This window comes from Microbispora sp. ATCC PTA-5024 (genome assembly GCF_000511135.2).
Classification (GTDB): Bacteria; Actinomycetota; Actinomycetes; order Streptosporangiales; family Streptosporangiaceae; genus Microbispora; species Microbispora corallina.
The window spans coordinates 1,424,606-1,439,310 of the sequence record NZ_KI866523.1 but is presented as its reverse complement, the minus strand read 5'-3'; the positions used below and the strand labels follow the sequence as shown (position 1 = coordinate 1,439,310).

Sequence of the window (14,705 nt, the reverse complement as noted above, 5' to 3'; positions counted from 1 at the left end):
TTTCGTCGGCAAACATCCCGGGTCAGCGGAACGCGTAGCACTCGACCTCGGCGCGGCGGTAGGTGATGCCGCCCTGCACCGACTCCTCGACGCAGGCCTTCTGGCGCGGGTTGAGGGTGAGCTCCCCGCACACCGAGACGCCCGAGTACGTGCGGCAGTCGAGGAACGGGTTGGCCGCGCCGACGCGGTACTTCTCCTTCACCGCGGCCCGGCAGGCGCACCGCGCCTCGTCTGTGTCGGCGAAGCGGCACTGGTCGAGGAGGATGTCGAACTGGCTCCTGCTGACCTCCACGCGCTCGGGCCGTCCGCCCTCCTCTCCTTTGGACAGAGAGCTCTGCTCGCCGGGCCGGACCTCCTCCGCCTGCCCGGTCTGCTCCGCCTGCCCGGCCGCGTCCGTCGCGGCTTCGCAGGGCTGGTCCTGCTGGCGCTGGCGCTCGGCCTGCGGCTGGATGCGGGGCGGGTGGCCCGCCCCGGCGGCGACCGTACCGAGCATGGTCATCGCGGCGAACACGGCGACAGCGACGATCTTCCTCATGGCGATCCCCCCCAGGTGTACGTACCCATCAGGGGAAGAAGCGATGTTTTCGCAGGTGGAACCGTCCTCCCGGCGTCAGGACGTCGCGCGGGCCGCCGCGGCCCGGCGGAACGACCGGCGCAGCAGCACGACGGCGAGGGCCAGGACGAGGACGCAGGAAAAGACGGCGGCCGCCACGGCCCGGCCATAGTCGTCGATCCACCCCGCGCTCCACGCGTAGAACGGCCAGTAGACGGCGACGGCGGTGAGCGGAGCCGGGGCGATCGCCGGTGGACGCGGCGCACCCGACGATCCCCAGACGGCGATGAGGGCGACCAGCCCGCCCAGCGCCATCAGCAGGCCCAGGGCGCGCAACGGCAGCTGCTCGAAGCGCTCCAGCTCGAGCACCATCAGCATCCCGCACCAGAGGAACGCGGACGACACGGCGAAACCCGCGTACGCCCTCGCCCGCCACCCGGCGAAGCCGAGCAGGACGAGCAGCACGAGCAGCCCGGCCAGGAAGGCGATCGCCGTCTCGCCCCCGATGAGGTCGCCCCCCTCGGCGAGGGGGAGGGCGGCCTGCTCCGACAGGCCGTCGCCGTACTCCGTGAACCCCAGCCGGTGCCACCGCCCGGCCGGATCGCGCAGGACGACCCCGTCGGGCCCGTTCGCCACCGCGACCACGTGTCCCTCGGGGACCGGCAACACGGCCAGGGCCACCGAGGCCATCTCGTCGTCGGCGTACTCCTCCAGGGTCGTTCCGCCGAAGACGTGCTGGTGGCCGCGCTCCAGCCAGCGCTGCCGCCCCGGGGAGATCTCCCACGCCGTCGACCAGGTAGCTCCCGCGTCGTCCGACTGCTCGACCTTCAGCCGCCGCGGCACGACGCGGTAGCAGCGGCGGGGTTCGCCGGGAACGCAGGCGCTCGTGCGCGACGGCCCGGTCTCCATGCCGTTCCAGGTGTGCCAGGTGCGGCCCTCGTCGCTCGACGCCATGGTCGCATCGGGCCCGCCGAACACGACGATCACCGCGTCGTGCGCCTCCACGTGCGTGGCGGAGGGCGGGACCGGCAGGGCGGAGGTCGCGGCGACCGCGACCACGGCCGAGGGCAGCCCGAGCAGGAGACGGGCCCGCCGCGCCCCGCGAGCCGCCGCGGACGGGCGCAGGGCTCGGGCGCGGACCAGCCACGCGAGCCCCAGCACGGGCAGCGCGGCCAGGTCGGTCGGGTCGGGGACCACCCGCGCCGACGGCGTGACCGCCTCCCACACCCGCTCCGCCAGCAGGGCGCCGGCCGGGCACGCCTTGACGAGCGCGAAGCCCACTCCGACCAGCACCGTCGCCGCCACCGCCGCCCGCCGTACGGCCGCCGCGGACGGGTCCGCCGTCACGTCGGGAAGCCGCAGGAGCCTCCGGACGACGACCGCGCGTGGAACCGCCGACACGAGGAACGCCAGCAGCGGCGGCGCGACCAGCAGCCCCGCGACGTCGCTCAGCTTCCCCGTCAGCGCTCCCGGCCAGGCGGCCTTGAGCACGTGGTCGTTCACCAGCAGCACCGCCACCGCGGCCAGCGTCACCGGATGGCCCAGCCACGCCGCCGCGCTCCCGTCCCCGTGTCCCGCCACGCCGCACCTCGCCCCGTCTCCGACGGCCTCTCCCCTTGGACGGCGGGAGACGGAGGGCGAAGGGTACCGAGGTGTACCGATTCGACGACGGCTCGATCACGAGGCCCGGATCACGCGTGTGGGGACCCGTCCGCTGAGACGGCCGGTCAGGCTCCGGCGGCGGGGAGCCACCACTCGGGCAGCCCCTCCCCCGGCGCCGCGGGCAGCGCCTGCTCCATGTCGTCGAGCCCGCCGCCCACGCCCAGCACCCCGTCGTACGGCCAGCTACCGGCCTGGTCGCGGCGGTCCCACACGGCGAGCGGCGCGTCCAGGCGGGCGGTGACGAGGTGGTGCAGCGGGGTGCGCGGCAGGAAGACCTCAACGTCGGGCGTCCCCCGCCAGAGCTTGCGGGAGACCTCGTGGTCGCGCACCCGCAGCAGGACCGAGGGCTCGGCGCGCTCGACCAGGGCGGCGATGTCCGCCGGCGACACGCTCGCGATCCGGCGGGCCGCGGAGACGTTCCGGACCAGGACGCGCGGCCGGGCCGGGGTCCCGTCCATCCGGGCGAGCGCGTACTCGGCCCGGGCGTCGCACACGATCTGGTCGGCGAACATGTCGCGGACCGCCACGACGGAGCCGGCCTGGACGGCCGCCACGGCCGCCGACAGGGCGTCCTCCCCGCTCAGGCAGCCGTACCGCGGCCGGGGGCCGCAGGCCGCGCAGCCGGTCGAGTCGGCGACGGTGCGGCGGCCACCGGTACGGCGGCACTCCTCAACGCAGTCGGCGCACAGGTCGGCCAGCCGGACGCGGGGCGCGTCGAGCCCCGGCCTGGGCGCCGGGCCGCAAGCGCTGCAGGAGACGAGGGCGTAGCCGTGGCGCCTGCCGGCCGGGTCGAACAGCTCGCGTACGCACGAGGGACACGTCCGGTGCTCTCGCGGCCGTGCGGCGGTCCCCGGCCCCCGGCCCCCGGCCGCGGGCACCGCCCGTGTCCCCTGCACGGCGTGGCCGGGCACAGGGAAAGTCGAGGTGAGCATGGCATCCGCCCCTGCCCGGACCGCGGGCGCCTAATCACCTTCGTTCACTTTCCTCACAGTGGTTCCGCCGGAGGCGTCAGCCGGTCTCGACGCCGAGATGCACGCGGTGGTGCCGCGGCTCGTCGATCTCGTCGAGCAGGGCGATCGCGAAGTCGGCGTAGGAGATCCGGCTGTCCGCGTCGGCGGGAGCGGCCCGGTACCGGCCCGTGCGGTCGCCGTCGTGGTCGAAGTCTCCGGCCGGGCTGAGGACGACCCAGTCGATCGGGGTGTCCGCGGACCGCAGCGCCTCGTCGCCCGCCGCGTGCCCGAGGAAGAACGCGCGGTACTCGCCGGGGTAGCCGGGCGTGTCCATGAGGAGCGTCCCCGAGGCCGTCTCCAGCACGGACGCGAGGCCCACCACGACGAGCCGCCGGACCCCGGCCCGGCCCAGCCCGTCGAGCAGGGCGCGGGCCGCGGCCGGGAAGAACTCCCCGGGCGGCGCGGCGAGGTCGGCGGCCGTCCCGATCGCCGCGTCGTGCCCGGCCGCGAGCTCGGCGATCCGCCCGGCGTCGGTGACGTCCCCCGCCACCACCCGCACCGCGCCGCCCTTGAACGCCGCACCGCTCCCCGCCTCCGGCGCCGTCGGTCCGTACGCGCCGAGGCCGGGATGCCGGGCGGGGTCGCGGACGACGGCGGTCACCCGGCGTCCGCGCCGCAACGCCTCGCGGACGGCGGCCCGCCCCGCCCTGCCACCCGCGCCGAAGACGATGACGTCACCCATGGGCACCCCTTTCACCGGGCCGGACGCCGGTCGCCGGCCGACGCCGCCGACCGTAGCCGGGCACCCGGTTACCGCCGGGATACCGGCTAGCGTGGACGCGTGCTCCCGCCGCTGGATCCCGAGATGTTCGACCCCCTGTGCCCGTCCGGCCTGATGCCGATCCGCATCGGCGACAAGTGGGCCGGCATGATCATCCGCTGTCTCGAACAGGGGCCGCGGCGATTTTCGGAGCTGCGGGTGCCGCTGCGCGGCATCTCGGCCAAGGTCCTCACCGCCTCGCTGCGCGCGCTCGAGCGCGACGGCCTGGTCAGCCGTACGGTCGTCGCCGGGCCCGCGCAGCACGTCGAGTACGGGCTGACCGCGCTCGGGCGCAGCATGATCGAGCCGATCGACGCGATCTGCGCGTGGGCCGAGGAGCACTGGGACGAGCTTCTCGACGCCCGCGAGTCCGGCGCCCGGCCGTCCTGACCGCGGCGGCCCGATCCGGGACGGCGCCTTGGCGGCGGGGGCGGACCGGATTCAGCCGAGGGCCAGGACGTGCCGGAGGGCGCGTTCGAGGTCGCCGGGGCCGGCCGCGCCTGGGGACCGCCACGCGACGACGCCGTCCGGGCGCACGAGGACGGCTCCCGCGCCGGTGATGCCGTAGGCGGCGAGGAACCGGCCGTCGACGTCGCGCAGGCCGTCCGCTCCGCCGACGGCGTGGACGTCCACCGTCACGCCGAGCGCCCGTACGGCGTGGCGGGCCTCGTCGGGCCAGTCCCGCCCGCCTGCCGTGAGCAGGACGAACCCCGTGCCGAACAGGTCACGCGCCGAGATGGTCTCGTCTCCGCGCGCGAGCCGTACGTGGGGGGCGCGCGATCCCGGTCGGCCCGACGGCCTGGACGGGTCCTCGAACAGCGGAGCGCCGCCCTCCTCGGGGACGAAGGCCCCGGCCGGGCAGACGTAGCCGAACAGCCCCACCATCGGGTCGAGGATCTCGGCCTCCGTCCCGTCGCGCAGGTGCGGCGACTGCCGCTCGATCATGTTGGCGTACTGCTGCTCGGCCAGCACGTCGGCGTACGGGCGGCGCTCGGCGTCGTGGCTCTCCAGCAGGCCCGGCCCGGCCGTCCCGGACAGGACGGCGGCCAGCTTCCAGGCCAGGTGGTAGCCGTCCATCACGGCCGTGTTCCCGCCCTGGCCACCGGTGGGCGGCATGAGGTGGGCGGCGTCCCCCACCAGCAGGACGCGCCCGGCATGGAAGGTGTCCGCGACCCGGGTGACGCGGTTCCCCGACGACGACCAGGCGGCGTCGGTGACCTTCACGTCGAGGCCGGGCACGCCGCAGGCGACGCGGACGAGCTCCACCAGCCGTTCCTCGTCCGGCTCCTCGTCGGGCCCGAACGGCAGGGCGAGGACGTAGCGGCCGGGGTGATCCGTGGTGACGACCGTGGCGGCGCGGGCGGGCAGCGCGAGGTTCTGCAGGTAGAACAGCCCGAACGCGGAACCCTGCAGCGCCACGGCGAGGTCGGCCTCGAACTGCAGGAACATGATGCGTCCCGGCTTGGGCGCGAGGCGTCCGTGCACGGCGATGCCCGCCATGTCGCGGACCGTCCCCTTGTGGCCGTCAGCGCCGACGAGGTATCGCGCGGTGACCGTCCGCCGGTCTCCCGTCGACACGTCGCGGAGCACGGCGGTGACCTTCTCGTCGTCCTGCCGGAACGATTCCAGCTCCGTGGAGAACCTGACCTCCGCGCCCAGGTCGGCGGCGCGGGCCGCCAGAATGCGCTCGGCCCGTTCCTGGCTCGCGGCCGTGAACGGCGCCGGAGACAGCCGGGAGAAGTCGGGCATCTCTATGACGAAGTCCTTCATGACCGGGCCGGTGACGGTCTCCGCGATGACGATCACGCTCGTCTCGCCGCCCGGCGGGGCGGCCTCGACGAACCGCTCGGCGACCCCGGCCGTGGCGAGGGCCTCCATGGTCGCCGGCATCTGCCCCCGGGCCTTGGGCTGGACGGACAGCGTCGGATGCCGTTCCACGACCACCGACGGCACGCCGTGGACGCCGAGGAACACCGCCGTGGACAGCCCCGCGAGGCCGGCCCCCACGACCAGGACCGGGATCGTCTCGTCTCTCATGCTCGTCTCCTCCGTGCTAGTTTGGTTCGAAGGACAGGAAATTTCGATACGTCGAGACAATTCGAGATATTACGCGTTGGAGGGCGGATGTCAACAGGCCGTCGTGCCGAGGTCCTGCGGGCTCTCACCGAGGCGATGCAGGACAACGCGGGGCGAGGTGTGATCATGCACCAGGCCATCGCCGCCCACTTCGGCCTTGGGCCGACCGACCTGAAGTGCCTCGACCTGGCCCGGCACGAGCACGAGCTGACGGCGGGGCGGCTGGCCGAGCTGACCGGCCTCAGCACGTCGGCCGTGACCGCGCTCCTCGACCGGCTGGAGCGCGGCGGCTTCGTCGAGCGGCACCGGGACGCGGCCGACCGCCGCAAGGTCCTGGTGCGCTCGACGGGACGGCACGAGGCGGCGCTCAACGAGATCTTCGGCCGGGTCGCGACCGCGTTCGGGGCGGTGGCCGACGACTACGACGACGAGCAGCTCGACCTGATCACCGGGTTCGTCCTGAAGCTCAACGAGACGGCCAAGGACTTCGTCGCGACCCTCGTCCGCGACCTGTCCGACTGACCGCGACCTCTCGCTGCGGAGACGCCCCCGACCGGCCCGTGGCCCGGACCTTCCGCTCGGGCCCGGCCAGGACCCGCGGCGGTGAGGTCGGGCCCGGTCAGGACTCTTCGGTGGCGGCTTCCGGCCCGGTCAGGACTCTTCGGTGGCGGCTTCCGGCCCGGTCAGGGCGACCAGGGCGGGCCGTACGATCTCGGCGAGCCGGTCGGCGGGGACGTCCCGCAGGGCCGTGAGGTCGAGCAACTGGTGCGCGATCGTCACGCCCAGCATCGTGCTGATCATCAACGCGGCCCTGAGCTCGGCGTCCCGGGCCGGGATGGCGGCCCCGAGCTGCCCCACCTGCTCGTCCAGGCGGGCGCGCACCCCTTCGGCCGCCTCGGGGTGCGTGAGCATCGACCGCATCATCGCCAGCGACGCCTGCGGGATCGGCCCGATCTTGATGACGACCCTCGCCAGCAGTTCCTCGACCAGCTCGTCCAGGGCGCCGTTCAGCGGCGGGATCGCGGGGATGCGCACGGCCCGGTCGAACAGCTCCTGCTTCGAGCCGAAGTACTGCATCACGAGCGCCGGGTCCACCTCCGCCAAGGAGGCGATGGCCCGGATGGTGGCGCGCTCGAAGCCGCGCTCGGCGAAGACCGTCCGCGCGGCGGACAGGATCCGCTCCTCGGTCCGGCGCCGGCGCTCGGCGCGGCTGGTCGGCGTCTCCTCCACGCCATGACTCTACCGACGTTGACCAAGGCCGCCGTTTCGCTCTACAGTCGTTGAGTCAACAACCGTTGAGCGAACGGAGCGAATGATGACGTCCCCTCGCACCCCGCGTGAGGTGCTCTCCCTCTTCCACCGGGCGATGGTCGCGAAGTCGGCCGACGACCTCGCCGACCTGTACGCCGTGGACGGGACCCACGAGTTCCCGTTCCGGGCGCCGGGGTTTCCGCCGCGCCTGGCCGGACGTGAGGAGGTGCGCGCCTGTTACCGCGCCGCGTGGGGCGCGAGCCCGGTCCGGCTCGCGGAGATCCACGACGTGGTCGTGCACGAGGCCGCCGACCCTGAGGTGATCGTCGGCGAGTGGCACGGCACCGGGACGGTGGGAGCCGAGGGCCGGCCGTTCGCGGCGTCCGGGCTGCTGATGTTCCGCGTGCGGGACGGCGAGATCGCCGAGATGCGCGACTACATGGACGTCTTCGGCACCTACCACGCGATGGGACGCCTCCAGGACGTCGTGGCCGCCCTGGACGCCCCCGCGGCGACCGCCTGACCGGACGGCCCTGGGGGCGCCGCAGCAGCACAATGAGGACATGGCGATCTCCCCGCTCCCCGGCGGCCCGGCTCCCGCACGCAGAGCCGTCGTCGCCGACGCGCCCGCCCTCGTCCGCCTGCGGGCCGTGATGCTGGCCGACATGGGCGTGGCGATCGGCGGCGAGGACGCCCCCTGGCGCCGTGCGGCGGAGGAGTGGTTCGCCACACGGCTGGCCGGCGGGGTCGATCTCGCCGCCTTCGTTGTGGACGACCCCGCGCTCGGCGTGGTCAGCAGCGCGGTCGGCACCTGCGACCGCCACGCGCCCAGCCCCGCCAACCCGAGCGGCCTCCACGGGCACGTGTTCAACGTATGCACCGACCCCCGCCGGCGGCGCCTCGGCCACGCCCGGCTGTGCATGGAGGCCCTGCTCGGGTGGTTCCGCGACGAGACCGAGGTCCGGGTCGTCAACCTGAACGCCACCCGGCACGGCACCGGGCTGTACCGGGCGCTCGGCTTCGACGCTCCGCGGCACCCCGCCCTCCAGTTGCGGATGACGGCGGAGTGACGACGGCCGTCCCAGGCTGTGGGTGCCGGCCCGCGAGGGCCGCCGGTGATGGACGGCGGACGGCAAGGCCCCTGGAGTCTGTCCTCGATCATGGCCCTGCCCTGGCCTGTAATACGAAGGGTGTCCCTGGCGATACTGAGAAGACTCTTCGCCGGCCCCCTAGGGAGCGATCATGACGTTCATTCCCCGACCCGGCTGCGAGAACACGCTTATTCAGCCAAGCCAAAGTGTCGGCGGCGATGAGGTGTTCCGTAAGACAAATAAAGACGGCACTTATCAGGAGTTGACGTACAACGGGAGTGGGCGTCTCGTGCAGGTGCGAGAGGGCCAGATGTCAGAGGCGTCCGGCGTCACCGTCGATCAGTACGTCGTGCGATACATCGATCCATCGACGTGCGGCCCGACCGCGACAGGAACCGGATCCTCGATCATCACTCAAACTGGTGGAGTGCCTTCGATACAACGGCGTGAAATCACCACGGACAGGGCCGGCACCGTCACCGAAAGCAAATCTTCACAACGCGAAGAGACCGATCAGGACGGGCGCTATCACATCGTCTCCGAAAAAACGATCACCACGACGGACGGCAATGGCAAAGTGATCTCCGACCGATACGGAGATGACTGGGGCATGCTTTCAGGCGGCCTGATCCAAGGGGACAGTCTGCAGCAGGTCAGAGAGCACTCCGAAAACGGGAAGGTAACCGATCGCAGCGTCACCTTCACGGACAACCCTGATAACCCGAGCGAAGGCAACCAGAGCACAACGGCGGTCCAGTACCACGGGGACGGCGGTGCGACCATCCAGACGGTGACGCGGGACGCCAGTGGCAGCACTTATGTGAAGACCACCCGGGTGGACAAGGAAGGCAACCCCCTGGACTCTCCGCTGGCGGACGATGACCCGGGCCCGCGCCCTGCCCAGCCCAACCCGCTGGCGACCGGTGACGACGAAATACAAATCACCCCGGAATTTCAGGCAAGGGCCAGCGCGTACACGGCACCCGAGGTGATGGCCAAGCAGGGCACCGAGCGGAATCCAGGGTGGCTGGCGTCAGGCGGAATCAGGCAACTGGCGACGCCCGAAACTCACGATGAGGTTGTCGCACACGCTTTGGAGGGCCTGTATCCGGACCAGTGACGGTGACAGCCACAATCGCTGCTGCATGGGATCGCTCCCCAGACGACCCGGAGAGGCGGACATCGGTTCTTACCGGCTGCGAGGCGTCGCGGAAGTCCAAGGGCGCAGCCGGCCGGCCGCGAGCGTCAGCATCGAGACGACCGACAGCGGCCGGGTGAAGCTGAACGTCGCAGGTCCCGGTGCGCTCGGCGAGCCGCAGTGCCCTGGATGCATGGCCGGGTCGCTGTCTGAGTCGGCGGAAGCATTCGTCGTGCTTCCTACCGCGCATCGCGCTCGACATCCGGCTCTGGTGTCGTGCCGGTGCTCCGGAAGAATCTGTGGCGGTCCGTGTCCTCCGGGCGTCCTCCCGTTCGACGCGGTGGTAGACGGACACCGAGAACGAAGGAGACCGCGATGCACTTCATGCTGCTGCTCAAGGGCGACCCGTCCCCCGACACGCCACCGTCCCCGGAGCTGGTCGACGCCATGCGCGCGTACGGCCGCGAGCTCGCCGAGGCCGGTGTGCTGCTCGCCAGCGAGGGGCTGTTCCCCAGCGCGCACGGCGCCCGCGTCGTGACCGCCAACGGGAAGAAGACCGTGGTGGACGGCCCGTTCGCCGAGGCCAAGGAACTGGTCGCCGGCTTCTTCCTCATCGACGTGAAGTCGAGGGAGGAGGCCATCGAGTGGGCCTCCCGGTGCCCCGTGGAGTACGCCGTGCAGGGGGACCAGGAGGCTGTCGTCGAGGTCCGCCAGTCGGCCCAGACGGCCGAGGAGGCGTTCCCAGAGCTCGGCCGCTGACCCCCGTACGGCGGGCGGGGGCGTCGAGACCTCCGCCCGCCGGGGCCGCCGCCCCCTGCCGCCCGCCGAGGCCTCCGCCCCCCGCACCCTGCCGCTCCTCCGCACTCTGCCGCCCGCCGGGACCTCCGCCCGCCGCACCCTGCGGGTTGTCGGTTGCCTGCGGTTGAATGGGCGCTGTGACGGCTACCGAGACGCGGCGCGCGGTGGAGGCGGTCTGGCGCATCGAGTCGGCCCGGGTGATCGCGGGTCTGACCCGCATGGTCCACGACGTCGGCCTGGCCGAGGAGCTGGCGCAGGACGCGCTGGTCGCGGCGCTGGAGCAGTGGCCCGAGTCGGGCGTGCCCCGCAACCCCGGCGCGTGGCTCATGACGGTCGCCAAGCGCCGGGTGGTCGACATGCTGCGACGCCGCGAACGTCTGGAGGAGAAGGTCGCGCAGCTGGGCCGCGAGCTCGAGACGGGCGGCGACGCCACGGCGGCCGAGATCGAGGCCGCCCTGGAGGACCACATCGAGGACGACGTCCTCCGGCTGATGTTCGTCGCCTGCCACCCGGTGCTGTCGACCGAGGCGCGGGTGGCGCTCACTCTGCGGCTGCTCGGCGGCCTCACGACCGACGAGATCGCCCGCGCGTTCCTCGTGCCGGAGCCGACCGTCGCCAAGCGGATCGTCCGGGCCAAGCGGACGCTGACCGACGCCGAGGTGCCGTTCGAGGTGCCCGAGGGCGCGGAGCGGGCGGCCCGGCTGTCGTCGGTCCTCGAGGTCGTCTACCTCGTCTTCAACGAGGGCTACTCGGCGACCGCGGGCGACGACTGGATGCGCCCGGAGATGTGCGCGGAGGCGCTGCGGCTCGGCCGCATGCTGGCGCAGCTCGTGCCGTCCGAGCCGGAGGTGCACGGTCTCGTCGCGCTCATGGAGATCCAGGAGTCCCGGTCTGCCGCCCGCGTGGGGCCCTCGGGCGAGCCGATCCGGCTGCTCGACCAGGACCGCGGCCGGTGGAACCAGCTGCACATCCGGCGGGGTCTGGCGGCCCTCGCCCGCGCGGAGGCTCTCGGCGGCTCCCTCGGGCCGTACGCGCTGCAGGCGGCCATCGCGGCCTGTCACGCCCGCGCCCGCACGGCCGGAGAGACCGACTGGGCCCGGATGGCGGCCCTGTACGGCTCGCTTACCGCCCTGACCGCGTCGCCCATCGTGGAGCTCAACCGCGCCGTGGCGGTCGGCATGGCGTACGGGCCGGAGGCCGGGCTCGCCCTCGCCGACGCGCTGGCCGGCGAGCCTGCGCTCAAGGACTACCACCTGCTGCCGAGCGTGCGCGGCGACCTGCTGGTGAAGCTGGGCCGCACGGATGAGGCGCGGACGGAGTTCGAGCGGGCGGCGGCGCTGACGCGCAACGGCCGGGAGCGGGCCCTGCTCCTCGGCCGCGCCGCCGCCTGCGGCGCCGCCTGATCCACATCCCCGGCCCGGCACCCGGCCATGCCTCGCAGGGCCGGGACCGGTGGGCGCGGCGCACTACCGCACGATGTCGTCGTCCCGCTCGACCGCCGTCCACAGGACGGCGCTGCTGCCGGTGATCTGACTGCTGCGGGAGTCGAACGTCGCGGAGCCGTCCGTCGTGTCGCCGTCCTGAGCCGCGGTGACGGTGATCGTCTGGGGGACGTCCCAGTTCTCCGGCGTGAACGTCAGCGGCGCACTGGCGGTCAGGTCGGTGTCGCCCGCCACGCGTCCCGTGCCGACGATCACGTTGCCCGGCGGCCGCTGGCTGAGCGTGACCTGTACGCCCGCCGTGCCGCCCTCAGGAACGACGATCGACTTGGGCGAGATCACGATCCGCAGCGGGGGCGGCGTGGGAGTGGCCGAGGGGGTCGTCACAGGAGTCACCGAGGGAGACGGGTCCGGGACCTGGTTCACCGTGCAGGGGACGCCGTTGATCGCGAAGTCGGTGGGCGGCGGGTTGCTGCCTGTCCAGGTGCCGTTGAACCCGAGGAAGAAGGACGAGCCGGCGCCGACCGGGCCGCCCCAGGCCGGGCTGGTCGCGGTGACCCTCGCCCCCGTCTGGGTCCACTGCGCCGACCAGCCCTGGGTGAGCCGTTGCGAGCCCGGGAAGGTGAACGTGAGCGTCCACCCCGTGACGGGGTCGCCGGTATTCTTCACGGCGATGCTCGCGGTGAAGCCGCCCGAGCCCGATCCCCACTGGTAACCGGTGTAGGTCACCTCGCAGCTGACGGCGGCGCGGGCAGCCGTCGCCGGTCCCAGTGTCACCCCCGCCGTGGCGAGCGCGCCGACGGCGACGGCGGCGACCGTGGTGCGAGGTCCGCGCCGTAGCAGTTTCGTGCCGTGTCCCATGAGCGATCATCTCCGCGGATGGGGCGCCTGCGCCCGTGTCGTGACGGTCGTCCGGCGCCGACGCCGTTCCCGGGGTCGGCGGTTCGCGCGTCTCCCAGGCTCGGTACGGCATCGGCCGGTGTAAAGGCCCGCATCGGGCGAGCGGTTCGGAGGGAACGCCGCATCGGGCGGACGACCTCCCGGAACGCGCCCCGGGGCGGGCGTGCCGGGACGCCGCCGCGGACACGACGCTCTGAAAGATTCAGCGTCCGGCCGTCATCGCGTCATCGTGGTCAGCCGGGAGCGTGCCGGGGGCGGCTCCACGCCTCGTCACGCTCCCGGCTCACCACGCCGGCGCGAAGCCTGGCTCGTTCGCGGCGCGGAGGGCGGCCCGGACCGACGCGGCCGGATCCCCCTGGTGATAGACGCGCTCGCTCGGCTCGATGCCGTCGAGGAACTCCTGGTAGCGCACGGCGTACGCCAGATGCGCGAGCGGCTCGCCGACGGCCAGCGCGCGGGCCGGGTCGCTGCCGGGGACGGCGGCCTTCCAGGCGTCGATCCACACGGCGGCGGCGGCACTGCGCCGGTCCTCCGGCAGGAAGTCCCAGGCCCGCAGCCCGTCCAGCACGGGGTTGCCGAGGTGGGCGTCGGCGAAGTCGACCACGACCGGCGGACCGCCGTCCGAGCGCCAGTTGCCCGGGTGGAAGTCGCCGTGCACGAGCGTGTCCGGCAGGCCGCACGCCTCCAGCTGCGGCAGCCGTTCGAGCAGGCCGTGCGCCTCGTCCACCTCGCGCGCCGTCAACTCGCGGCCCCCCTCGCCCGCGAGCAGCGTGCGCACCCGCTGTCCCATCCCCTCCGTACGGCGGTCCGCGAGCCCGGGCACCCGGTCTTCCAGCGTGGCCGCGACCGAGGCGCCGCCGCCCGACGCAGCGACGGCGGTGCTCGCGGCGGTGTTCACGGCCTGAGCGGCGGGGCTCGCCGTGCCGGAAGCGGGGGCGACACTCAGGGCGGCCTGGGCGGCGACGAAGCGGGTGACGGCCGCGGTGACCACGTCGGCTCCGGCCTGCCAGCAGTCCACGCCCGGGAGGTGCTCCATCAGCATCCGGCCCTCGGCGGCGGCGAGGACGACCGGAACCAGACCGGGGTCCACCCGGGCGAACGCGCCGATGACCGCCGCTTCGTCCGCGCCGAACGCCGGCGTCGTCTTCAGCCAGACCGGCCCGTCCGCGGTCGGCAGGCGGAACAGACCGGCGAGGTTCCACGTCTTGCGCTGCTCGACCGGGCCGACGACACGCCTCCCGGCGGCGGCGAGCGCCTCGGAGGCCCAGGTGAGCGCCTCCATCAGGCCCTCCCGGCGCGCCCACGGAGACCGGAGCGGATGAGGCTCGTCCGACAGGCCGGGCTCGGCGGGTCCGCCGGGGAGCGGCGCGTCCGGTCTGGCCAGCGCCTCCACGTGGTAGGTCACGTGGCCGTCGCGCGCGCCGTCGCCGCCCTCGACCCGCAGCAGGCGCAGCACGACGACCGGGACCCGCAGGGCCTGCCGCAGGTGCGCCACCACCGGCTCGACCTCCGACCACCACGGCACGTCGACCGCGAACGGCCCGGAAACGCCGAGGACCTCGTCCCCGTACGTCACCCACGCGCTCACGGTCCTGCCCATGCCGCCAAGTGTGGGACGCCGGACGGCACCCGGGCGACCGATTATCGGCTGATGGATCGTGAGCCGCCGCGGGCCGGGGACGCGCTGACGCCTCCAGGCCTTTCGCCGTCCCCGGAGAGCCCGAGCGCGCCCCCGGCGGGCCGGGGAGCGCGGCGGTTCGGTGCCGGAGCGGTTCGCCGTCCACCGTTCACCCGGGAGAGCCCGTCCGCGTCACCAAGGTCGGTTAGGGTGCGCTCTGCCCATCAGCGGACGCCGCCCCGGAGCGTGAGCACCCATTGACCGCACAGGACACGACGGGCGTCCCGGGCCTGACCCGGCCGCCCGCCTCCGCTCCTGACCCTGCTCCGGATCCGGCCGCGCCGCCCGGCGTCCCCGAGCCTCCCCCCACGCGTCCCGGCCCCGCCCGGGACCCCGCCGCCGAGGGCGC

At 73.6% G+C, this 14,705-nt stretch carries 15 protein-coding genes; 7 read left to right on the top strand and 8 right to left on the bottom strand.

Annotated elements, in window-relative coordinates; all coding sequences use genetic code 11:
* Positions 1 to 22: 22 nt before the first annotated feature.
* The 4 genes from MPTA5024_RS43635 to MPTA5024_RS19185 all read right to left on the bottom strand — a co-directional run bounded on the left by MPTA5024_RS43635 (position 23) and on the right by MPTA5024_RS19185 (position 3,907).
* Positions 23 to 535, bottom strand: a complete 513-nt coding sequence (locus MPTA5024_RS43635; RefSeq protein ID WP_232326533.1) for a hypothetical protein — start codon at positions 533 to 535, stop codon at positions 23 to 25.
* A 75-nt stretch (positions 536 to 610) separates the two neighbouring features.
* The gene (locus MPTA5024_RS19195; protein ID WP_051458348.1) at positions 611 to 2,134 is read right to left on the bottom strand and encodes a hypothetical protein; all 1,524 of its coding nucleotides are present in this window, start codon (positions 2,132 to 2,134) and stop codon (positions 611 to 613) included.
* A 146-nt stretch (positions 2,135 to 2,280) separates the two neighbouring features.
* Entirely contained in the window at positions 2,281 to 3,147 is an 867-nt protein-coding gene (locus MPTA5024_RS19190) for a Sua5/YciO/YrdC/YwlC family protein (protein WP_084369799.1), read from the bottom strand.
* Between the two features lie 76 nt (positions 3,148 to 3,223).
* Positions 3,224 to 3,907: an NAD(P)-dependent oxidoreductase gene (locus MPTA5024_RS19185; RefSeq protein WP_036325393.1), complete on the bottom strand. Its 684-nt coding sequence runs from the start codon at positions 3,905 to 3,907 to the stop codon at positions 3,224 to 3,226.
* A gap of 99 nt (positions 3,908 to 4,006) precedes the next feature.
* On the opposite strand from MPTA5024_RS19185, the gene MPTA5024_RS19180 reads away from it, so the two are divergent.
* The gene (locus MPTA5024_RS19180; protein WP_232326531.1) at positions 4,007 to 4,375 is read left to right on the top strand and encodes a winged helix-turn-helix transcriptional regulator; all 369 of its coding nucleotides are present in this window, start codon (positions 4,007 to 4,009) and stop codon (positions 4,373 to 4,375) included.
* A gap of 51 nt (positions 4,376 to 4,426) precedes the next feature.
* On the opposite strand, the gene MPTA5024_RS19175 is transcribed toward MPTA5024_RS19180, so the two are convergent.
* Positions 4,427 to 6,022: an FAD-dependent monooxygenase gene (locus MPTA5024_RS19175; protein WP_036325390.1), complete on the bottom strand. Its 1,596-nt coding sequence runs from the start codon at positions 6,020 to 6,022 to the stop codon at positions 4,427 to 4,429.
* Positions 6,023 to 6,109: 87 nt separating this feature from the next.
* Between MPTA5024_RS19175 and MPTA5024_RS42345 the strand changes: the two genes are divergently transcribed.
* The gene (locus tag MPTA5024_RS42345; protein ID WP_036325388.1) at positions 6,110 to 6,583 is read left to right on the top strand and encodes a MarR family winged helix-turn-helix transcriptional regulator; all 474 of its coding nucleotides are present in this window, start codon (positions 6,110 to 6,112) and stop codon (positions 6,581 to 6,583) included.
* A 129-nt stretch (positions 6,584 to 6,712) separates the two neighbouring features.
* Here the strand turns inward: MPTA5024_RS42345 and MPTA5024_RS19165 are convergent, their stop codons facing one another.
* Positions 6,713 to 7,291 (bottom strand): TetR/AcrR family transcriptional regulator, encoded by a 579-nt coding sequence (locus MPTA5024_RS19165; RefSeq protein ID WP_036325386.1) that lies wholly within the window; start codon positions 7,289 to 7,291, stop codon positions 6,713 to 6,715.
* Between the two features lie 85 nt (positions 7,292 to 7,376).
* On the opposite strand from MPTA5024_RS19165, the gene MPTA5024_RS19160 reads away from it, so the two are divergent.
* The 5 genes from MPTA5024_RS19160 (at position 7,377) to MPTA5024_RS19140 (ending at position 11,742) form a co-directional block, all read left to right on the top strand.
* The gene (locus MPTA5024_RS19160; protein WP_036326790.1) at positions 7,377 to 7,835 is read left to right on the top strand and encodes a nuclear transport factor 2 family protein; all 459 of its coding nucleotides are present in this window, start codon (positions 7,377 to 7,379) and stop codon (positions 7,833 to 7,835) included.
* 40 nt (positions 7,836 to 7,875) lie between these two features.
* Positions 7,876 to 8,382, top strand: coding sequence for a GNAT family N-acetyltransferase (locus tag MPTA5024_RS19155; protein ID WP_051458346.1), 507 nt, complete (start codon positions 7,876 to 7,878; stop codon positions 8,380 to 8,382).
* A 172-nt stretch (positions 8,383 to 8,554) separates the two neighbouring features.
* Entirely contained in the window at positions 8,555 to 9,523 is a 969-nt protein-coding gene (locus tag MPTA5024_RS41025; RefSeq protein ID WP_157099550.1) for a hypothetical protein, read from the top strand.
* A 393-nt stretch (positions 9,524 to 9,916) separates the two neighbouring features.
* Complete coding sequence (locus MPTA5024_RS19145) at positions 9,917 to 10,300, top strand: YciI family protein (RefSeq protein ID WP_036325382.1); 384 nt, start codon at positions 9,917 to 9,919, stop codon at positions 10,298 to 10,300.
* A gap of 176 nt (positions 10,301 to 10,476) precedes the next feature.
* On the top strand, positions 10,477 to 11,742 hold the full coding sequence (locus tag MPTA5024_RS19140; protein WP_232326530.1) for an RNA polymerase sigma factor: 1,266 nt from the start codon (positions 10,477 to 10,479) through the stop codon (positions 11,740 to 11,742).
* A gap of 63 nt (positions 11,743 to 11,805) precedes the next feature.
* On the opposite strand, the gene MPTA5024_RS41020 is transcribed toward MPTA5024_RS19140, so the two are convergent.
* Complete coding sequence (locus tag MPTA5024_RS41020; RefSeq protein ID WP_051458345.1) at positions 11,806 to 12,639, bottom strand: cellulose binding domain-containing protein; 834 nt, start codon at positions 12,637 to 12,639, stop codon at positions 11,806 to 11,808.
* A 322-nt stretch (positions 12,640 to 12,961) separates the two neighbouring features.
* Positions 12,962 to 14,278 carry an aminoglycoside phosphotransferase family protein gene (locus MPTA5024_RS19130; protein WP_063794712.1) on the bottom strand — a complete coding sequence of 439 codons (1,317 nt, stop codon included), beginning with the start codon at positions 14,276 to 14,278 and terminating at the stop codon, positions 12,962 to 12,964.
* Positions 14,279 to 14,705: the final 427 nt, after the last annotated feature.